Here is a 21183-nt window from a genome sequence, read left to right as displayed (position 1 = left end):
TGCACCTGGATGGTGGACTGAAATTGAGCATAGCCCAGCGCAGTAGCGCTGGGCTTAAGCCGTTTAATGAGGACAGTCTCGGCGCGCGAGTGCCCGAGGGGTCGCTGCTGACGACCAAGGGTGCCGTCGCGGCTATTGCCGATGGTGTGTCGGCGGCCGAGGCGGGCAAAGAGGCAGCGGAAAGTTGCATTACCGGCTTTCTGAATGACTACTTTTCAACGCCCGAGTCATGGTCGGTGAAGCGCTCCGCGCAACAGGTATTAAACGCATTGAATCGCTGGCTGTTTGCCCAGGGTCAAGGCTATGCGCAGGCGGAAAAGGGCTATGTGTCTACCCTGAGTGTGGCGGTATTTAAGTCCCAGCTCGCCCACTTGTTCCATGTGGGCGATAGCCGCATATACCGGCTTCGCGACGGCGTGCTGGAACAGCTGACGCGCGACCACGCTCGGCGTATCTCTCCTGAGCACGCGTATTTGACCCGCGCAATGGGGCTGGATGTCAATCTCGATGTCGACTATCGCTCAGTCGATATCTGCTGTGGGGACCTGTTTTTACTTTCTACCGACGGTATTCACGACGTGCTGCCTGACGAGCAGATTCGCCGGCGTCTTACCGGGGCGTCCGGTGCGCTGGAGCCCGCCTGTGAGCAGTTGATTGACGATGCATTGGCCGCGGGCAGCAAGGATAATCTCAGTTGTCAGCTGCTGCGTGTAGAGGCGCTGCCGCTGGCCGATGCCGACGATGTTTATCAGCAGCTGAGTGCCTTGCCATTCCCGCCGCCGCTGCCGCCGGGTGCGGTGGTCGACGGTTTGCGTATTGAAGAAGAGCTTCACGCCAGCCCGCGCAGCCAGTTGTATCGGGTTGTGGACACTCGCAACCAGCGCCAGTTAGTAATGAAAACGCCGTCATTGCTGTACTTGGATGATCCGGCCTACATCGAGCGCTTTGTGCTGGAGAGTTGGATCGCCAAGCGACTGGAGCATCCAGCTGTCGTGTCGGTGGTTGAGCCGCCCCAGCGGCCGAGCTGCTTGTACTACCTTGCCGAATATATTCCCGGTCAGTCGCTGGCGCAGTGGATGGCCGCGCGCGACCGATCAGCAGTGAGCGAGGCAGTGGCGGTGCTTAGTCAGTTGGCCAAGGGCCTGCAGGCGATGCATCGGCGCGATACCCTCCACCAGGATATTAAGCCCGACAATGTAATGATGGACGGTGATGGCAGGGTGCGCATTATCGACTTTGGCAGCTGCCATGTGGCCGGCTTAGCTGAGATCGCGGTGCCGTTAGAACGTGATCATATTCTGGGTACTGCGCAGTATTCGGCGCCGGAGCACGTACTGCGCAAACCGCCGAGTGCGCGGGCTGACCAGTTCTCCTTGGCCGTCGTGGCTTTTGAAATGCTCAGTAGAGCCCTGCCCTATGAGGGCAAGCTGGAGCAGTGCCGCAGCGCCGGTGATTACTCGCGCCTGCAGTACGTCTCTGCCAGTGATTACAACCCGCATATTCCTTACTGGATGGATCGCGCGCTCAAGCGAGCGTTGAGTATTAACCCCGACCTGCGGTATCACGATATCGCAGAGTTTATGCACGATCTTCATCACCCCAACCCCAGCTATCAGGCTGGGGAATTTCAGCCCTTGGTACACCGCAACCCCCTGCGGTTTTGGCAGGGCGTCAGCGCTGTTTTGCTCGTGGCGCTGCTATGGAGCTTGAGTCGATAGCGATTGGCTTTTGCTGGGCGGCGTGGTGGCGTGCAGCGTTGTGGTGCGCCAAACCTGCCGATTGCGCACTTTTACAAGCAATATTTTAGGGCGCGGCCGTCTTGTTATGAGGCACCGCTAAGGGCGCGTCGTCGTATTTTAGGGCGGTCCTCGCTTTTGAGGTTTTTTGAGCGAATTGCTTTGCGCTAACCTATTGAAAAATATAAAAATAAAATAATTTTTTTGATTTCTTCGCGGCTGGCATACCGCTTGCTAAATCTCCCTGCAATGGGCGACGTCGCCCAAATCGAATGCCCACAATAATAGGTGTTAGAAATAACGGCGTTCTCAATTCGGCCTGATGGTCGTGGTGCTGCCGACCTTGTGTCGGCCGAGAAAAACAGTGTAGGAGAGAACTGCATGAGAGTTATAACAAACGCCGTACTGCTAGGAGCGGTGGTGGCAACCTTGCCGGCCACCTCATTTGCCGATTCCCTTGCCGACGCGTTGGCAAACGGCAAGATGTACGGTGACTTTAGGCTGCGTTATGAAGCGGTGAGTCAGGACAATGCCCTGGACGATGCCAGCGCCCTTACCCTGCGTAGCCGGCTGGGATACCAGACCGCCGCCTATCAGGGTTTTTCCGCGCAACTGGAGTTTGAGGATAGCCGCATCGTCGCAGGAGAGGGCGAGTTCAGTGCGCCGCCAGCCGGGTATAAAGTCGGGCAGTACTCGGTGATTGCCGACCCGGAAACGACCGAGCTGGATCAGGCCTTTCTGCGCTACCAAAACGGCGGGCTAACGGCCAAATTAGGGCGACAGGTTATCACTTACGATGGCCATCGTTTTGTTGGGCACGTGGGTTGGCGTCAGGATCGCCAAACCTTTGATGGCCTCTCAATTAACTATCAAGCCAATGATGCATTGTCGCTGAGCTATGCCTACCTGGGGCAGCGCAATGGCATCTTTGCCGAACAGGCAGACAAGCAGTCCAAAGACCACTTGCTAAACCTGCGTTTCAACAGTGCGGTGGGCACGGTGACGGCTTATTCCTATTTGTTAAAACTGGATGAGGCGGGCGAAGACCGTCTCGATACCAGTGGTGTGAGCGTGAAGGGGGCAAAGCCTGTGGCCGAGGCAAAGCTGCTTTACCACGCCGAGTTCGCTCGCCAGCGGGCCGACACACCGCTGCTCGATGCCGATGCGGAGTATCTGTTGCTTGAAGCCGGGGTCGCCGCCGCTGGCTTGACCGCGAAAGTTGGCTACGAGGTATTGGGTAGTGACGACGGCAGCTACGGTTTTGCCACGCCCTTGGCAACGCTGCATAAATTCAACGGCTGGGCGGATATCTTTCTTAAAACCCCGGCAGGGGGCTTGGTGGACCGCTATGCCTCAGTCGGTGGCAGTGTCGCCGGGGGGAAGTGGGCGCTGATTTACCATGACTATCGCGCCGACGATGACGCCGCGGGTGCCGATGCCTACGGCAGTGAAGTCAACGCGGTGTACAGCCGAAAATTTGCTAAACACTATTCGGTGGGAGTGAAGTACGCCGCCTATTCTGCCGATGAATTAGCCGTCGACACCGATAAACTATGGTTTTGGCTGGGCGCGTCGTTCTAAGCTCTCTGTGTAGGCAATGCGAATTAGAAACCGGCCCGTGGCCGGTTTTTTTATGCCTGATGGCCTGCAGTCCGGGCGCTAGTCAGCCGTAGAGCTTGCTCGGGTCCAGTGATACCATGCCCAGCTAAATTCGACGGTCGAAGCACAAGCAATGCATATTCATATCCTTGGTATCTGCGGAACGTTTATGGGCGGGTTGGCGATTCTTGCGCGCGAGCAGGGGCACCGCGTTACCGGCTCTGATGCCAATGTGTATCCGCCCATGAGCACCCAGCTTGAAGCTCAGGGCATAGAATTGATGGAAGGCTACGACCCGGCGCACCTCGACCCCGCGCCGGATCTTGTGGTGGTGGGCAATGCCATGTCCCGGGGCAACCCGGCCGTAGAATATGTTTTAGAAAGAGGTCTTTCCTATACCTCGGGGCCGCAGTGGCTGAGCGAACATGTATTGCAGGGGCGCTGGGTGCTGGCTTGTTCCGGCACACACGGCAAGACCACCACCAGCAGTATGCTGGCGTGGATATTAGATAGCTGTGGCTATGAGCCGGGCTTTTTGATCGGTGGTGTGCCCGCCGACTTCGGCCTGTCTGCGCGCATCGGCAAGTCGGACTTCTTTGTGATTGAAGCCGACGAGTACGACAGCGCTTTCTTTGATAAGCGCTCCAAGTTCGTTCACTACCGTCCGCGCACCTTGGTCATCAACAACCTGGAATTCGATCACGCCGATATTTTTGATGACCTGCACGCCATTCAGCGTCAGTTTCACCACGTGGTGCGCACGGTGCCCGGCAGCGGCCGCATTATCAGCCCGGCGAGCGTGCCCGCAATTGACGAAACCCTGGCAATGGGCTGCTGGAGTGAGCGCGAACAACTGAGCGTCAGCGGCGATACTGCTGAGTGGCAGCGCGGTGAATGCAGCGAGGATTACTCACAGTTTCGCGTGCTGCATCAAGGGCAGGATCAGGGGCAGGTGTGCTGGCAGCACACCGGCGAGCACAATGTCGCCAACGCTTTAGCTGCTATCGCGGCGGCGCGGCATGTCGGTGTCCTGCCGACTGACAGTATTGATGCGCTCAGCAAGTTCCAGGGCGTGAAGCGCAGAATGGAGCTGCTCGGCTGCGTAGACGGCGTATCGGTCTACGATGACTTTGCCCACCACCCCACCGCTATTGAAACCACCTTGCAAGGCCTGCGCGGTCGCGTGCAGAAAAACGGGCGAATTATTGCCCTGATAGAACCGCGCTCGAATACCATGCGTATGGGCATCTACAAAGACCGCCTGGCAGCCTCGACGGCCTCGGCAGATCGCGTTATTTGGTATCAGCCACCCGGACTGGATTGGTCGCTTGACGGCGTGATCGCCAACAGCCCCGTACCCGCCGAGTTAAGTCGCGACCTCGACGCCTGTCTCCAGCAGCTTGTCGCCATGCTGCGCAGCGGTGACCACGTGGTCATTATGAGTAATGGTGGCTTCAGCGGTATTCATCAGCGCCTGATGACGGCGCTTAATAACAGGGCCTAATTATGAAAGCGGTAACCTTGGCAATGACCGGCGCATCGGGTGCGCAATACGGCTTGCGCCTGCTCGAATGTCTGCTGGCCGCAGGCTGCCCGGTTCACTTTATGATCTCCAAGGCGGCGCTGTTAGTCGTGGCAACAGAAACCGACGAGCCCCTGCCAGCCAAACCCCAGGCCCTGCATAAGCATCTGGTGGAGCGCTTTGGTTGCCCGCCCGATCAGTTGCAGGTGCACGGGCCGGAAGACTGGATGGCCGCCGTGGCCTCGGGCAGCGGCGCGCCAACCCGTATGGTGGTCTGCCCGGCAAGTACCGGTACCTTGTCAGCCATTGCCTGTGGCGCCAGCAATAATTTAATTGAACGCGCCGCCGATGTTGTGCTCAAAGAGCGGCGTCAGTTAATTCTGGTGACGCGAGAGATGCCCTTGTCGAGCATTCATCTGCAGCATATGCTCAGCCTCAGCCAAATGGGCGCGACCATTATGCCGGCGTCGCCAGGCTTTTATCGGCGCCCGACAAGCGTGGATGAAATCGTCGATTTTGTCGTCGCGAGAATATTGGACCACCTCAACGTAGCGCAAACGCTGCTGCCGCGCTGGGGTGAATAACGGCCGTTACTGGCCCGGACGCAGAGACTCTGCGCCCGAATGACAATAAGGAAACACCATGACTGGGCGGCTTGCCAACGCATACCAGACACTGATTCTCCGCAATGCTACCTGGGTGTTGCTGCTATTGATGGCGGTGACCGGATTCCTAGGTAGTCATATACCCGCGATGAAGCTCGACGCCTCCTCCGAGGCCTTGGTGCTAGAAGGGGATACCTCGCTGGAGTATTTCCGCGAAATCAGCAAGCGCTACCAGACCGAGGACTTCCTGCTGGTTACCTACCAACCCGAGGGCGACCTGTTCGCGCCCGAGCAGCTGGAAACCATCGCCAAGTTGCGCGATGACCTGGCGAAGCTGCCGCGGGTGTCTAGCATTAACTCCATTCTCGATGTGCCCTTATTGCAGAGCCCGCCGGTAAGCCTGGGTGATGTCACCGCGGGTGAGATCCCGACCCTGGGTGACGGCACTGCCAATGTCGACATGGCGCGCGAGGAGTTTGCCAACAGTCCTATTTATCGTTCGCTGCTGACCAGCCCCGATGGCACGACCACCGCTCTGCAGGTGAACCTGGAGCGCGACCAAAAATTCTATGAGCTGCTGGATGCCCGCGATGTGCTGCGCGCCGACGCGGCGCAGCGCACCCTGACCGTGGACGAGCAGGCTGCGCTTGAAGCGGCCGAGCAGGCCTTTGACGATTACGTCACCGAGATTCACGAGCGTCAGGAGGAGTTGGTGGCTCAGGCGCGAAGCATTCTCGACAATTACCGCGACGGCGCCAAATTGTTCCTCGGCGGTGTGCCAATGATCACCGTGGATATGATCGACTTTGTAAAAAGCGATCTGAAAGTGTTCGGTACCGGGATCTTAGTATTCATCGTGGTATTGCTGGTGGTGATTTTTGGCAGTCCGCGCTGGGTGCTGATTCCGCTGCTGAACTGTGTGGCCACGGTCACTTTCATGCTGGGCCTGCTGGCCTTTATGGACTGGCGACTCACGGTCATTTCCGCCAACTTTGTTGCGCTGCTGCTGATTATTACCCTGGCCATTACCATCCACTTGGTGGTGCGCTACCGGGAAATTTCGGCGCTGTCGCCGCAAAGCAGCCAGCTGCAGCGGGTGAGTGACACCGTTCGGCTAATGGCGCGGCCCTGTATCTACACTGCCCTCACCACGCTGGTGGCCTTTGCGTCACTGGTGGTCAGCGGCATTCGTCCGGTTATTGATTTCGGTTGGATGATGACCATGGGGGTGATGGCGGCGCTGATACTCAGCTTCCTGATACTGCCCTGTGTGCTGATGCTCCTGCCCGCCCGTGAAGAGAAAAACGGTGCCGGTGACGAGGGTGCCTTTACCCGCTACTTTGCCGTTGCTACCGAGCGTTTCGGCGGCACCATTGTTGTGGTGTCGATAGTCTTGCTGGCGGTAAGTGCCTGGGGTATTTCACAGCTTAAAGTGGAAAACCGCTTCATCGACTACTTCCACGAAGACACCGAAATTTATCAGGGCATGGAAACCATCGATGCCGAGCTGGGCGGCACTATCGGGCTGGATATTATTCTCAATCGCCCGAGTGAGTCATCTGCGCCGCCGGTTGCCGATGGTGCGCCTGTCGCTAATGATGCGCCTGTCGACAGTGAAGCCGCCGAGCAAGCGGGTGAAGAATTCGATGCCCTGTTTGGCGACGCCGAATTCGACGAGGCTGACGACAGCTTTGCCGCTGAGCAGGGCGACGACTTTGCCGATGATTTCGCTGGCGACTTTGATGCGGGCTTTGACGATTTCAGTGCCGGCGATGATTTTGGCACCGGCGCTGCCAGTCCCCAGAGCGAGTGGTTTACGGTGGCGGGCATGCGCCGTATTCAAGAGGTGCACAACTATCTGGACAGCTTGCCCGAGACCGGCAAAGTGCTGTCCCTGGCCACCTTCTACGAGCTGATGCAGATGATTATGGGGAATGTCGACGACCTGCAATTGGCGCTCGCCCAGCGCTCACTGCCGACGTCAATCAGCAGTATTCTGCTCGACCCCTACTTGTCTGCCGAGGTGGATCAGGCGCGGATTAGCCTGCGGGTGAAGGAAACCAGCCGCAGCCTAGAGCGCGATGCCTTTCTTAAGGAGGTGCGCAGGCACCTGATCGAAGAGCTGGGTTTTGAGGAAGAGCAGGTGCGCCTGACGGGCTTGCTGGTGCTCTACAACAATATGCTGCAGAGCTTGTTTACCTCGCAAATTTTGACCTTGGCGGCGGTATTCGTCGCCATCCTGGCAATGTTTATGGTGCTGTTCCGCTCCTTTAGTCTGGCGATGATCGCGCTGACGCCGAACCTGCTGGCCGCCGGTGCGGTGCTGGGGGGCATGGGCTTGGTGGGTATTCCGCTGGATATGATGACCATCACCATTGCCGCGATCACAGTGGGTATTGGGGTCGATGACACCATTCACTATGTGCACCGCTTCCGGGATGAATTTCCCCGCGACCGCAACTATCTGCAAACCATGTATCGCTGCCACGGCAGTATCGGCAAGGCGATGTACTACACCTCAGTGATTATCGTCTTTGGCTTCTCCATTTTGGCGCTGTCGAATTTTACCCCGAGCATCTACTTCGGTTTGCTGACGGGCCTGGCGATGATCGCTGCGCTAATGGGCGCGATGTTGCTGTTGCCGAAATTGATACTGATGATTCAGCCACTGGGGCCGGAAGGCAATGCACGCTGAGCAACAAGATCACTACCCACTGTTTCCGCTAGGCGGTGTGTTATTTCCCGGTGGCCGCATGGCGCTGCGTATCTTCGAGCGCCGCTATCTGGATTTGCTGCGCAATACCCTGCGCGACGACGGCCATTTCGGCATTGTTCATCTGCACGCCGGTAGTGAGGTGGACGGTAAGGGCGATGAGCCGCGTATCGCCGCCGTGGGCTGCCAGGCCCGGGTAGTGGACTGGGATCAAACCGAAGACGGTTTGTTGTCGGTGGTGGTTGAGGGCGGCCCGCGTTTTCGCCTGCTGCACAGCTATCGCGACGACGCCGGGCTGAATCGCGGCCGCGTTGAGTGGCTCAGCGAGCAGGCGGACATCCCTCTGCCTGAAGAGGCTGAAGAGTTGTCAGCCTTGTTGGCGCAGTTGTTGGAGCACCCCCATGTGCAACGCATGGGTTTTAGTGCCGAGGTGAGCGGCACCGGTGAGCTCGTCAACCGCCTTGCCCAGTTGCTGCCGCTCAGTCCAGAGGATGTATATCCGCTGCTGGAGATAGACGAACCGCTGCATCGACTAGACGCCCTGCACGACCTGCTCGAGAGCCTTTCACAATAGCCAGCCTCTGCATCGCCACCGATAGTGAGTGCCGCCGCATTCCGGTATACTGTGCGTTTTTTCCGCCCCAGCACGGGCGGGCAGTTCGCGCAGTATTCAAGGGGATTCGCGTCGATGGAAGTCAAACAGTATATGCAGCAACTCGGACAGCAAGCGCGCGCGGCTTCGCGGGTGTTGGCCGCGGCCGATAGCGGGGCAAAAAACCGCGCGTTGCTGGCCATTGCCGAGGCGGTAGATGCTGCCCGGCAAACCATTGCTGACGCTAACAAAAAAGATTTACAGGCCGGTGAAGCGGCGGGCCTGGATGCCGCATTATTGGACCGTTTAGCACTCACGCCGGCGCGTATCGACGGCGTGATCGAAGGCCTTCAACAGGTGGCGGCGCTGCCCGACCCCGTTGGTGCCATCAGCGACATGAACTACCGCCCCAGTGGTATCCAAGTGGGTAAAATGCGTGTGCCCCTCGGTGTGGTCGGCATTATTTATGAGTCGCGCCCCAATGTTACCGCCGAGGCAGCAAGCCTGTGCTTGAAGTCGGGCAATGCGGCGATTCTGCGCGGCGGCTCCGAAGCTATTCATTCCAATCAGGCGCTGGCGGCGTGTATTCGTCAGGGCTTGGCGGTCGCCGGGCTACCTGAAACGGCGGTGCAAGTGCTGGAAACCACCGACCGCGCCGCCGTTGGCGAGCTGATTACCATGCCCGAATACGTGGACGTGATCGTGCCCCGTGGCGGCAAGGGCTTGATCGAGCGCATTTCGCGCGATGCTCAGGTAACCGTGATCAAGCACCTCGATGGCATCTGTCATGTTTATATCGACGACGCTGCCGATGCCGACAAAGCGCGCGCTATTGCCCTGAATGCCAAAGCCCAGCGGTTTGGCACCTGCAATACCATGGAAACACTACTGGTTGCCGAGAGCCGCGCCGAAGAATTACTGCCCGGCATCGCCGAAGATCTGCAAGCCGCCGGTGTTGAACTGCGCGGCTGCCCACGCACCCGCCAGGTATTGATGGGCGCCGTTGAGGCCAGCGAAGAAGACTGGGCGACAGAATATCTGGCGCCGATCTTGTCGGTGAAGGTGGTGGCCGGTATCGATGAGGCGATGGACCATATCGCCCAGTACAGCTCGGGCCACACCGAATCCATTGTTACTGAAAACTACACCCTGGCGCGTCGCTTCCTGCGCGAAGTCGATTCCAGCTCAGTGATGATCAATGCCTCCACGCGTTTTGCCGACGGCTTCGAATACGGCCTGGGTGCGGAGATCGGTATCTCCACCGACAAAATTCACGCCCGTGGCCCGGTCGGTTTGGAAGGGCTGACATCGCAAAAATGGGTGGTGTTTGGCGATGGCCATGTGCGGAGCTAAACACCCTTGACGACACCTGTGCGCAAGCATTGTTTGGTATTTGGTGGCACTTTTGACCCCATTCACCACGGCCACTTGCGCTCGGCTATTGAGCTGCGCGAGCTGCTACAGGCCGACGAACTCAGGCTGATGCCCAGCCACCAACCGCCGCTGCGCGGCCGCCCCGGCGGCACGGCCCGGCAGCGATTGGAAATGGTGCAATTGGCCGCCGCCAATGAACCGGGCTTTGTTGTCGACGACCGCGAGCTCAATCGCGATGGCGCGTCCTACACCGTTGACAGCTTGCGCGAGCTGCGCACTGAGCTGGGTGACGGCGTTGGTTTAACGATGGTGATGGGTAGCGATGCCTACGCCAAACTGCACCGCTGGCACCGTTGGCAGTCTCTGCTCGATTACGCCAATGTCTGGGTGATCGAGCGCGCCGACCATCCACTGCAGGCCGATGGCGAAGTTGCTGCCGCCATGGACGCCCGCCGGCTCGCCAGCGTTGAGCAATTGCGCGCGAGCGCTGCCGGTGGTTTTTTCAGCAGCCGCCTGATCCAATTACCTATCTCCGCCACCGATATTCGCGCCCGCGTTGCTGCCGGGCGCTCTATTCGCTATCTGCTGCCCGATGCTGTGGCAGAGCGTATCGCCCATTGGGGGCTTTATCAGAACATGCAAACAGGAACACAAAGTTAATGGCCGTTGAGCAATTGAAAACGCTGGTGATCGACGCACTGGAAGAAGTAAAAGGGCGCGATATTACGACGCTGGACGTACGCGGAATCAGCGGCGTAACCGACTACATGGTGGTGTGCAGTGGCACCTCGAATCGCCACGTTAAATCGCTGGCGGACAATGTCTGGGTAGAAGCCAAGAAAGCAGGGTTTACCCCAATGGGCATGGAAGGTCAGCAGACCGCCGAATGGGTGCTGGTTGATTTTGGCGACGTGGTTGTACACGTGATGCTGCCCGAAGCACGCTTGTTCTATGATCTTGAGCGGCTCTGGCAAGTGCCGGCGGCAGATAGCGAATCAAGCGACGACGGCGATGAGAGTTAGCCTGCTCTGTATCGGCGGCAAAATGCCCGATTGGGTTGAGGCCGGTGTGGCGGAATACCGCAAGCGCCTGCCCCAGGAAATCCAGTTGGACATTCGCGAGTTGCCGCTGGCCAAGCGTGGCAAAAACACCGATATTCGCCGCGCCATCGCCCAGGAAGGCGAGGCGATGCTCGCGGCGATTCCCCGCGGTGACAAGGTCATCGCGCTGGATGTGGAAGGCCGCTCGGTCAGTACTGAGTCGCTGTCAAAATCCTTGGCGGCGTGGCGCATGGAGGGCGATAACGTCAGCATACTGGTCGGCGGCCCCGACGGTTTGGCTGCGCCCTGTCTGGCGGCGTCCAGTGAAAAATGGTCGATGTCTGCGATGACCTTGCCGCACCCACTGGTGCGGGTTATGTTTGCCGAGCAGCTCTATCGCGCCTGGACTATCCTAGCTAATCACCCCTATCACCGTTGAGTCATGGCCACCATACCCCGACGCCAGACCCTAAAAAACACCTACCGCGAGCGCTATGTTTACCGGCGCCGAATGTTTGTGTGCATTGTGTTATTGATGGTGATGACCGGGGTGTTGGTGTCGCGCTACACCCAGCTGCAAATCCTCGACTACGACATTTACAAAACACAGTCTGACCGCAATCGCATTCAGCTGATGCCGATAGCGCCCAAGCGCGGCCTGATCTTTGACCGCAATGGCATCCTGCTCGCGGAGAATATCCCCAGCTATACACTCACGGTGATTCGCGAGCGCGTTGACCAGCTGGATGAAACGCTGGCCATCATTGGCGAGCTTATCGAGCTCAGCGACGACGATATCGAGCAATTTAAAAAGCGTCTGCGTCGGCGTCGGCCCTATGAGGAGGTACCGCTTAAGTTCCGCCTCAGTGAAAAAGAGATCGCCATTATCGCCGTCAACCGTCACCGCATTCCCGGTGTCGATGTCGACGCCCAGCTGGTGCGCCACTACCCTCAGGGTGAGTTATTTGCCCATGTGCTGGGCTACGTTGGCCGAATCAGTGAGCGCGAGCAAGATACCATCGACCCCGTTAACTACAGCGGCACCCACCACATCGGCAAAATTGGTCTGGAAAAATACTACGAAGACCTGCTGCACGGCACCGTCGGCTACCAAAATGTCGAGAGCAATGCCCACGGCCGAATTCTGCGCGTGTTAGAGCGCCACGACCCGCTGCCCGGCGGCGACATTCAACTGCATATTGATGCGCAAGTGCAGAAAGTTGCCTACGACGCTATGGCCGGACGACGCGGCGCCGTGGTGGCCATCGACCCCAAAACCGGGGGCGTGATCGCCATGCTCAGCACACCGAGCTACGACGCCAACTTATTTGTTGGCGGCATTAGTGGCAAAGACTACCGCGCCCTGCAAAACGACAACGACCTGCCGCTGTACAACCGTGCCTTACAGGGCCAGTACCCGCCGGCCTCTACCGTAAAACCGCTGTGGGCACTGGCTGGCATGTATTACGGCGTGGTAACGCCGGCCACGCGCTACGCTGACCCCGGGTTCTTCAGTTTGCCCAACGACACCCGGCGCTACCGCGACTGGAAGCGCGGCGGTCACGGCGCCTCGGTGAATATGGATCAGGCCATTGCCGAAAGCTGCGATGTGTACTTCTATGAGTTGGCCTACAAGCTGGGTATCGATCGCCTGCACGACTTTGGTACGCGCTTTGGATTAGGGGATGTCACTGGCATCGATAACACCAACGAGCGCGGCGGGCTGCTGCCGTCGCGGCAGTGGAAGCGCGACACCCGCGGCAGCCACTGGTATCCCGGCGAAACCATCAACGTGGGCATTGGGCAGGGCTTTATGTTGGCAACGCCGCTGCAAATCGCCGTGGCCACCTCGGTGCTGGCGTCGCGAGGCGAGCTGCGTGCGCCGCGCCTGTTAGCCGCCGTCGGTGGCGAACCGGTTGAGGCGCCGCTACTGGGCAAAATGGAAGATGTCCCGGAAAGTCAGTGGGATGCGATCCAGCATTCCATGGAAGAAGTGATTTACGACGTGCGCGGCACCGGTCGCTCGCTGCGCAAAGGTCTGCAATATCGCATGGCGGGTAAAACCGGTACCGCTCAGGTGATTAGTATTGCCGCCGGGGAAGAGTACGACTCGGAATCCCTGGAAAAGCGCAAGCGTGACCACGCCCTGTTTGTGGCCTACGCGCCGTCGGAAGACCCGGAAATTGCCGTCGCCGTGATTATTGAAAACGGCGAGAGTGGCGGCGGTGTGGCCGGGCCGGTTGCGCGCGCGGTGATGGACGCGTATTTATTGAACTCGCCGGATGTGGCGAGCGGAGAGCAGCAATGAGCCAGTCCGATTTTCTGCGCCAGTTGCCCAGTGGTGCAGGCCCTATGTACAGCCAGCGCACACTGTCCCAGCGCCTGCGTATCGACCCGGTAATGTTGTTCCTGCTGTTGTTGTTAAGCGGTGTGGGCTTAATGGTGCTGTACAGCGCCAGCGATGAAAACGCTGCGGTGGTGTTGCGGCAGGGCCGCTTCCTCTCCGTTGCCTTTGTGGTGATGGTGCTGGTGGCCCAGCTTCACCCGGAACAGTTACAGCGCTGGGCACCGTTTGCCTTTATTGGCTGTATTTTACTGCTGATCGCCGTGCATTTTATGGGGGTTGGCGCGAAGGGCGCGCAGCGCTGGCTGTCGCTCGGCGGCTTTCGCTTTCAGCCTTCGGAGTTGGCAAAACTGATTATGCCGATGACCGTGGCCTGGTACTTGTCGTCGCATCCACTGCCGCCGAGCTGGCGCTATACCGCGGCGAGTTTGGTGATTATTTTTGTGCCCACCGTGCTGGTTGCCACCCAGCCTGATCTGGGAACCTCCATCCTGATAGCCGCCTCGGGCATGTTCGTGCTGTTTTTGGGGGGCATTAGCTGGACCTTTATCTTCTCCGCCTTTGGCCTGCTTTTGGCCGCCGCGTGGCCGATGTGGGAGTTTGTGCTTCACGACTACCAGCGCCGCCGAATCCTGACGCTGCTAAACCCAGAGAGCGACAAGCTGGGCGCGGGTTGGAATATTATTCAGTCCAAAACCGCCATCGGTTCCGGCGGCTTCGAGGGTAAGGGCTGGCTGATGGGCACCCAGTCTCATCTGGACTTCCTGCCGGAGAGTCACACCGACTTTATAATTGCGGTACTCGCCGAAGAATACGGCCTGCGCGGGGTGTTGCTGCTGTTGCTGTTGTACGCATTGATCATTGGCCGCGGCATCTGGATCTCCACCCAGGCAAAACATTGCTTCGGTCGCTTATTAGGCGGGAGTATTATCCTAACTTTCTTTGTCTACGTATTTGTAAATATGGGCATGGTCTCCGGGCTACTGCCAGTGGTGGGTGTCCCCCTGCCGTTAGTCAGTCAGGGCGGTACATCATTGGTGACATTGCTGGTGGGTTTTGGCATCTTGATGGGGATTTATGCCGACGAGCGATTGGTGCATCAGTAAACGCACTATCGGCCGCTGTTCACGGGCCTTCAATAAAAGAGAGAATACACAGTGATTTTACGCAAATTGATTTCTTCGCCGCTGCGCTGCCTTGCTGCCGCCGTGGCTATGTCGACGCCGCTGCTGGCGTCGGCCGATTACAGCCAGCACGACAAGGCCGCTGAATTTGTCGACAAAGTGGTCGAAAAACACAGCTTTGACCGCGACTGGGTGGTCAATATTCTGCAGCAGGCAGAAAAGAAGCAATCCATTATTGACGCCATGGAGCGGCCGGCCGAGTCGGTAATGACCTGGGCGCGCTACCGCAAAATATTTATTCAGGACTCGCGCATCAAGCAGGGCGTGAAGTTCTGGCAGGAACACGCCGACACGCTGGCGCGGGCGGAAAAAGAATTTGGCGTTCCCGCTGAAATGATCGTCGGCATTATCGGTGTGGAAACCCGCTACGGCCGCAATAAAGGCAGCTACCGCGTGGTGGATGCGCTGGCGACCCTGGGTTTCGACTTCCCCCGCCGCAGCACCTTCTTCCTCGGTCAGCTGGAGCAGTACCTGTTAATGGTACGCGAGCAGGACTTTGATCCGCTCAGCTTCAAAGGCAGCTACGCCGGCGCAATGGGTTATGGTCAGTTTATTCCCAGCAGCTATCGCGCCTACGCAGTCGACTTCGACGACGACGGCCAGGCGGACATCGTGAACAATCCTGTCGATGCCATCGGCAGCGTTGCCAACTACTTTGCCGAACACGGCTGGCGCAAAGGTGAAACTGTGGTCACGCCAGCGGTATTGAGCGAACCGGTAGATGAAACCCTGTTTAATGCGGGCCTGAAACCGGTAAAAACCCTTGCCGAGTTGAAGCTGGGCGGGATCAGCAGCAACCAAGCGCTGGACGAAAACATGAAGGCCACGGCAATGAAGTTCGACGGTGCCAAGGGCGACGAGTACTGGGTAGGGCTGAAAAACTTCTACGTGATTACGCGTTACAACCACAGCTCTATGTACGCATTGGCCGCGCACCAGCTCAGCCAAAAAGTGGCCGAGGCCTACCGCAGTGAAGTCGCGCAGAAATGACGCGACGCTTATCTTATGGCCTGCTGTTGTTACTGCTGCTGCAGGCCTGTAGTCAGCCGGCAATTCGTCAAAGCGGGCCCGTCGAACCACCGGTAACACCCACCGAGAACGACGGCGCCCCGCTGCACGACGTCGACCCAAATAGCCTCGCCGATGCCACGCCGCGCCCGGAAATCATCCGCATGGCCGGCAACAGCAACCCCTATAAAGTGCTGGGAAAAACCTATCACTTGGTGGATGACCATCGCGGCTTCAAACAGCGCGGCATCGCCTCGTGGTACGGCACCAAGTTTCACGGTAAAGCCACCGCCAATGGCGAGACCTACAGCCTCTACCAAATGTCGGCGGCACACAAAACACTGCCCATTCCGGTGTATGTGCGGGTGAAAAATTTAGAAAATGGCCGCGCAACAATTGTTCGCGTGAATGATCGCGGGCCATTCCATTCAGACCGCATTATCGACCTCTCCTACGCTGCCGCGGTTAAGCTCGGCTTTGCGCGCAAAGGCACGGCCGCAGTGGAAATTGAGGTGATTGACACGGATAATATCGACGGCGCAGAAAAAGCCGCTGCCGATTACTATTTGCAGGTGGCCGCTTTCTCGCAACTGGACTCCGCCCAGGCCCTGAAAGATGCACTCGGTGCCGGCATGGCCTACCCGGTATCCATCGCGAGCCAGGCGTCGTCGGAGCCGGTGATTCACCGCGTGCGCATTGGCCCGCTACCGGACTACGCAACGGCACAGGCGGCGCGCAAAGCGTTGCGCAGTCGTTGGTCTGGTGAACCGCAGTTACTGGTCGACGAGCGTCAATAGGGCGCTGTCGCGATAAATTAGCTAACGAAAACTCATCGAAAAAGGTTTTGTTTTGAAACGCTTAGTGTTGTTGATTGTCTCTGCCCTGGTCTTTGCTAGTCACGCTACCGCCCAGCCAAATCTGGTGCCAGCGCCACCGGCTATCTCCGCGTCTGGCTACTTGCTAATGGACGCCGACAGCGGAGAGGTATTGATTGAACACAATGCCGATGAGCGCCTGCCGCCCGCCAGCCTGACCAAGCTGATGACCAGCTATGTGCTGTCATACGAGCTGGAACAGGGGCAGGTGAGCAACAGCGACCTGGTGACCATCAGCAAAAATGCCTGGGCGCAAAATCCCATCTTCGCCGGCTCTTCGCTGATGTGGATCGAGGTTGGCAAGCAAGTCACCCTCGGCGATCTGCACAAGGGGGTGGTGATCAGCTCGGGTAACGACGCCAGTGTGGCCGTGGCCGAATACCTGGCCGGCAGCGAAGATGCCTTCGCCGGCATTATGAATCAGCACGCGCAAATGCTGGGTTTGGAAAACACCCACTTTGTGAACTCCCACGGCTTGCCGCACCCCGAGCACTACACCTCGGCACGCGACCTGGCCATTCTGGCGCGGGCTATCATCGACTTCCCCAATGAGTACGCGCTGTACAGCGAAAAAGAGTTTGTCTACAACAACATTCGCCAGAACAATCGCAACGGCCTGTTGTGGACCGACCCCAGCGTCGACGGCCTGAAAACCGGCCACACCAATGAAGCGGGTTACTGCTTGGTGACCTCCGCCAAGCGTGAGGGCATGCGCCTGATCTCCGTGGTAATGGGCGCCTCCAGCGAGCGGGTTCGCGAGCGCGAAACGCAAAAGCTGTTGTCGTACGGCTTCCGGTATTTTGAAACCCACCACCTGTACTCGGCCGGCACTGAGCTGACCAAGACCAAGGTGTGGAAGGGCGGCAGTGCCGATGTGGCGCTGGGCGTGCAAGACGATGTCTACCTGACCATTCCCCGCGGCAAGGCCGACGATCTGGATGCGCAGTTGATTGTTAACGAGGTGCTTACTGCGCCCATCGCCGCCGACAGTGAATACGGCGAGCTGCAAGTGAGCCTGGACGGCAAGTTGGAAGTGAGCGTACCGCTGGTGGCACTGGAGTCAGTGGAAGAGGGCAGCATCTTCAAACGCCTGTGGGACAGCATCGTGCTGTTCTTCCTGAGCCTGGTGTCGTGAGGGTAAAAGCATGACGCAGCAAGAACCACCGAAAATTGAATTCCCCTGCGACTATCCCATCAAGGTGATCGCCGACAATCACGAGGAAGCGCGGGGCAAGGTACTGGCGGTGATGGAACAGCACGCCGCGCCGCTGGCCGAAGGCTGTGTTACCGAGCGGCTGAGCCGCGAAGGGCGCTTTATGTCGCTCACCGTGACTATTGTGGCCACCGGCAAAGACCAGCTTGAGCGCATCCACGTAGACCTGAAGGCGACCGGCGTCGTCAAAATGGTAATGTAGTGAGCGAGAAAATCCTCTATCAGCGCCGCTTGGCTGGGCTGCAAGACTACCAGCCAGTGTGGCAGGCCATGCAGGCCTATACCGATCAGCGCGATGCCGACAGTCCCGATGAACTGTGGTTTTTAGAGCACCAGGCGGTATTTACACAGGGGCAGGCTGGCAAGGCCGAACATATTTTAATGCCCGGCGACATTCCCGTGGTGCAAGTGGATCGCGGTGGCCAGGTTACCTACCACGGCCCCGGCCAGTTGGTGGGCTATGTGCTTATTGATTTGCGGCGGCTGGGCATTGGTGTCCGCGACCTGGTTACCGCCATTGAGCAGAGCATTGTCGACGCCCTTGCCGAGTTGTCCATTGCCGCTCACCCGCGTGCCGACGCCCCCGGCGTTTATGTGCAAAGCGGCGCTAAAATTGCCCAGCTGGGCCTGCGTGTGCGGCGCGGTTGCAGCTTTCACGGCTTGAGCCTGAATGTCGATATGGACCTGTCGGTGTTTCAGCGCATCAACCCCTGCGGCCATGTCGGTATGGAAGTTACCGACATTCTTCGCCAGGCACCGCAGCAAAACAGAGACATGGCAAGGCTGATGGACAGCCTGTCGCGTCACCTAGCCACGCGTCTGGGCTACAGCAGTAGCCCCGTGCTGGACGACAATCAACTACCCGAGCTGTAAGTCGCAGCCCGGCAGAGGTATTAGCAATGAGCGAGACAAGCCAAGGCCAAAAACGCCCCGCCGCCAAAAAAGTGGTGCAGGGCGAAAAACTGCGCGGCGCCGAAAAAGTCGCCCGTATTCCGGTCAAGGTGATTCCCTCGGTCGAACTGCCGGTTAAACCGAGCTGGATTCGCGCCAAGCTGCCCGCCAGCCCGGAAATCAGCCGTATTAAGCAAATTCTGCGTAAGCACAAACTCGCCTCGGTATGTGAAGAAGCCGCTTGCCCCAACCTAGGCGAGTGCTTCAGTGGCGGCACCGCCACCTTTATGATCATGGGCGAAATCTGTACCCGTCGCTGCCCCTTCTGCGACGTTGCCCACGGCCGTCCCAATGCCCTGGACGAAAACGAGCCTCGCGAGCTGGCCGAAGCCATTGCCGAAATGCAGCTGAAATACGTGGTCATCACCTCGGTGGACCGCGACGACCTGCGCGACGGCGGTGCCCAGCACTTTGCCGACTGCATTCGCGAAACCCGTCAGCGCAGCGAAGGCATTCGCATTGAAGTGCTCGTACCCGACTTCCGCGGCCGCATGGATGTGGCGCTGGATATACTCGAGCAAGAAGCCCCCGACGTGTTCAACCACAACCTGGAATCGGTACCCAGCCTCTACAAAAAAATCCGCCCGGGTTCCGACTACCAATGGTCGCTCGACCTGCTCAAAAAATACAAAGAGCGCCGCCCCGACGTGCTTACCAAGTCCGGCCTGATGCTCGGCCTCGGTGAAACCGCCGACGAGCTGATTCAGGTAATGAAAGACATGCGCGCCCACGACATCGACATGATCACCCTCGGGCAGTACCTGCAGCCCAGTCGTGACCACCTACCCGTAGACCGCTTTGTTACCCCGGAAGAATTCGACGAATTCGGCCGCATCGCCGAAGAGCTCGGCTTTAAAAGCGTTGCCAGCGGCCCGATGGTGCGCTCCTCTTACCACGCCGACAAACAAGTCGATCTTAGTCTGCTGAAGTAACTCAGCCCTCAGCCAGCAAACCACTCAAGGGGCTGCGCACGCCGTGCGCGCCCTGCTTTAACCACCTGGCCCTGCTGGGTGGTGCTAGCCATAAAAATAATGAAAGACTTGATCCCGTAGCTGCACGACTTTATCTTACGTAAGCAATAGCGACGCACAAGCATGTGCTCCCGATATGACCGGAGGAATGGTAACGCGCTCATAATGACAATCCCTGTCAGTAGTCTGTACGCATACCCCTGTAAACCCTTCTTGCCAGTGAAATGGCCCTGTTGTTCGTCGCGGCGAAACCAGGGTTAAAAATACTCGATTAAAAACAATGCGTTAACAATGGGGCGGAAAAGAGCCAGCGTGATAGAACGCCGCCCGATAATATTTAGTATGTGGCCACAGGCCGCATAAGCAGGCTGTTATATTTTGTGAAACTCAACTCAAGGAGAAAAGATGAAAAAGGTAGGTCTCACCCTGTTGCTTTCGTTGGTTGCTCAGTCCTCTATGGCAACAACGGTAGACGAACAAGCAAAATCTGCAGGGTTTACAAATTGTTTAGAAACAACAAAAACTTTAGCTGAGTTTCTTGTCAAGCAAAATGCGCATGCTTCACACGACTTCTGGAATAAAGACTTTGTAAATGAAAGATTCTTTAGTTCCCTGATAATCAAAGATTACTCAGATGGTGATAGTCATATCTCACTCACCGTTATTCCTCGCGGAAAACAGTGCGACTGGTCATATACCGAAACATATCCAGTCGAAAAACCATGCCAAATTGTTCGGGAAGAGCGGCTTTCCGAAATGAAGTATGGTGGCTCTCTCAACGAAACGACAATGGCGCTAAATAATGAGAAGGACCTATATTTCTATCTCACGCCTTCTGAAACAGGTAGAACCTGCCTTGTAACCAAAAGAGAGATTTTCTACCAATAAAATATAACAATCGGCTGCTAGGGACAGCACTACGCTTCGCTTCATGCAGCCCCAGAGCCCGGCTTTACATTTCAGGGTAGCTATGAGCAAAGAAAACGGAAAGTACCGCATAAGCGATGACCGAAATGATGTGCAGCTTGATAAGGTTGAAGCACTTTTAAGGTCATCATATTGGGCTAAAGAAAGGCCGCTAGAGACCATGATGGTCTCACTAGAGAATAGCATTTGCTTCTCGTTGTGAATCGCCACTAGTTCACTAGACGCTTTTCAGCCTCTTTTAAATACTGACGCTCATAATCTACAGGCGACAGCCCATTGTTGGAACCATGCTGTCGTTTTGTGTTGTAGAACATCTCGATGTAATCAAATATATCGCTCCTTGCTGCATCTCGTGTCGCGTATATTTTGCGCTTTATTCGTTCTCGCTTTAGTAACTGGAAGAAGCTTTCCGCAACCGCGTTGTCGTGGCAGTTGCCTCGGCGGCTCATGCTCCCCTCCAAGCCATGCTCTCTGAGAAACTCGCTCCAGTCATGGCTTGTGTATTGGCTGCCCTGATCCGAGTGAACCA

20 protein-coding genes are annotated in these 21183 nt (G+C 57.7%); 19 read left to right on the top strand and 1 reads right to left on the bottom strand.

All coding sequences use genetic code 11. The features are described 5' to 3' along the window. The first annotated feature begins 23 nt into the window (after nucleotides 1–23). From H573_RS0109010 to H573_RS0108915, 19 genes are all read left to right on the top strand, one after another. The gene (locus H573_RS0109010) at nucleotides 24–1718 is read left to right on the top strand and encodes a bifunctional protein-serine/threonine kinase/phosphatase (RefSeq protein ID WP_234701852.1); all 1695 of its coding nucleotides are present in this window, start codon (nucleotides 24–26) and stop codon (nucleotides 1716–1718) included. Between the two features lie 399 nt (nucleotides 1719–2117). Then, entirely contained in the window at nucleotides 2118–3317 is a 1200-nt protein-coding gene (locus tag H573_RS0109005) for an alginate export family protein (protein WP_027873973.1), read from the top strand. 151 nt (nucleotides 3318–3468) lie between these two features. Then, entirely contained in the window at nucleotides 3469–4839 is a 1371-nt protein-coding gene (gene mpl / locus H573_RS0109000; RefSeq protein ID WP_027873972.1) for a UDP-N-acetylmuramate:L-alanyl-gamma-D-glutamyl-meso-diaminopimelate ligase, read from the top strand. Between the two features lie 2 nt (nucleotides 4840–4841). Continuing rightward, entirely contained in the window at nucleotides 4842–5441 is a 600-nt protein-coding gene (locus H573_RS0108995) for a flavin prenyltransferase UbiX (protein WP_027873971.1), read from the top strand. 58 nt (nucleotides 5442–5499) lie between these two features. Continuing rightward, nucleotides 5500–8157, top strand: coding sequence for an efflux RND transporter permease subunit (locus H573_RS0108990; protein WP_027873970.1), 2658 nt, complete (start codon nucleotides 5500–5502; stop codon nucleotides 8155–8157). Beyond that, nucleotides 8147–8749 (top strand): LON peptidase substrate-binding domain-containing protein, encoded by a 603-nt coding sequence (locus H573_RS0108985; protein ID WP_027873969.1) that lies wholly within the window; start codon nucleotides 8147–8149, stop codon nucleotides 8747–8749. Before H573_RS0108990 ends, H573_RS0108985 begins: the two co-directional genes overlap by 11 nt. 51 nt (nucleotides 8750–8800) lie before the next feature. Next, complete coding sequence (locus H573_RS0108980) at nucleotides 8801–10120, top strand: glutamate-5-semialdehyde dehydrogenase (RefSeq protein ID WP_084498004.1); 1320 nt, start codon at nucleotides 8801–8803, stop codon at nucleotides 10118–10120. A gap of 6 nt (nucleotides 10121–10126) precedes the next feature. Beyond that, complete coding sequence (nadD, locus tag H573_RS0108975; protein ID WP_027873967.1) at nucleotides 10127–10801, top strand: nicotinate-nucleotide adenylyltransferase; 675 nt, start codon at nucleotides 10127–10129, stop codon at nucleotides 10799–10801. Further along, entirely contained in the window at nucleotides 10801–11163 is a 363-nt protein-coding gene (gene rsfS, locus H573_RS0108970; RefSeq protein ID WP_027873966.1) for a ribosome silencing factor, read from the top strand. The genes nadD and rsfS overlap by 1 nt, the downstream gene beginning before the upstream one ends. Continuing rightward, complete coding sequence (rlmH, locus tag H573_RS0108965; protein ID WP_027873965.1) at nucleotides 11153–11620, top strand: 23S rRNA (pseudouridine(1915)-N(3))-methyltransferase RlmH; 468 nt, start codon at nucleotides 11153–11155, stop codon at nucleotides 11618–11620. The genes rsfS and rlmH overlap by 11 nt, the downstream gene beginning before the upstream one ends. 3 nt (nucleotides 11621–11623) lie before the next feature. Next, nucleotides 11624–13489, top strand: coding sequence for a penicillin-binding protein 2 (mrdA, locus tag H573_RS0108960; protein WP_036256328.1), 1866 nt, complete (start codon nucleotides 11624–11626; stop codon nucleotides 13487–13489). After that, on the top strand, nucleotides 13486–14631 hold the full coding sequence (rodA, locus tag H573_RS0108955; RefSeq protein ID WP_027873963.1) for a rod shape-determining protein RodA: 1146 nt from the start codon (nucleotides 13486–13488) through the stop codon (nucleotides 14629–14631). Before mrdA ends, rodA begins: the two co-directional genes overlap by 4 nt. A gap of 54 nt (nucleotides 14632–14685) precedes the next feature. After that, entirely contained in the window at nucleotides 14686–15699 is a 1014-nt protein-coding gene (mltB, locus tag H573_RS0108950; RefSeq protein ID WP_422730526.1) for a lytic murein transglycosylase B, read from the top strand. Beyond that, a complete protein-coding gene (locus tag H573_RS19820; protein WP_027873961.1) occupies nucleotides 15696–16514 on the top strand; it encodes a septal ring lytic transglycosylase RlpA family protein in 819 nt (272 codons plus the stop codon). The genes mltB and H573_RS19820 overlap by 4 nt, the downstream gene beginning before the upstream one ends. 52 nt (nucleotides 16515–16566) lie before the next feature. Continuing rightward, nucleotides 16567–17727 carry a D-alanyl-D-alanine carboxypeptidase family protein gene (locus tag H573_RS0108940; protein WP_036256325.1) on the top strand — a complete coding sequence of 387 codons (1161 nt, stop codon included), beginning with the start codon at nucleotides 16567–16569 and terminating at the stop codon, nucleotides 17725–17727. A gap of 10 nt (nucleotides 17728–17737) precedes the next feature. Further along, nucleotides 17738–18007, top strand: a complete 270-nt coding sequence (locus tag H573_RS0108935; protein WP_027873959.1) for an HP0495 family protein — start codon at nucleotides 17738–17740, stop codon at nucleotides 18005–18007. A 68-nt stretch (nucleotides 18008–18075) separates the two neighbouring features. Further along, complete coding sequence (gene lipB / locus H573_RS0108930) at nucleotides 18076–18678, top strand: lipoyl(octanoyl) transferase LipB (protein ID WP_234701859.1); 603 nt, start codon at nucleotides 18076–18078, stop codon at nucleotides 18676–18678. Nucleotides 18679–18704: 26 nt separating this feature from the next. Further along, the gene (lipA, locus tag H573_RS0108925) at nucleotides 18705–19688 is read left to right on the top strand and encodes a lipoyl synthase (protein WP_027873957.1); all 984 of its coding nucleotides are present in this window, start codon (nucleotides 18705–18707) and stop codon (nucleotides 19686–19688) included. Between the two features lie 444 nt (nucleotides 19689–20132). Continuing rightward, nucleotides 20133–20615 (top strand): hypothetical protein, encoded by a 483-nt coding sequence (locus tag H573_RS0108915; RefSeq protein ID WP_027873956.1) that lies wholly within the window; start codon nucleotides 20133–20135, stop codon nucleotides 20613–20615. Between the two features lie 248 nt (nucleotides 20616–20863). On the opposite strand, the gene H573_RS0108905 is transcribed toward H573_RS0108915, so the two are convergent. Next, nucleotides 20864–21183: IS3 family transposase (locus tag H573_RS0108905; protein WP_027873954.1), on the bottom strand; the 320-nt coding region annotated here is incomplete at its 5' end.

This window comes from Neomelitea salexigens DSM 19753 (genome assembly GCF_000422345.1).
Lineage (GTDB): Bacteria > Pseudomonadota > Gammaproteobacteria > Pseudomonadales > Spongiibacteraceae > Spongiibacter > Spongiibacter marinus_A.
Note: the sequence above shows the minus strand (reverse complement) of the source record. Positions and strands in the feature narration are given on the sequence as shown.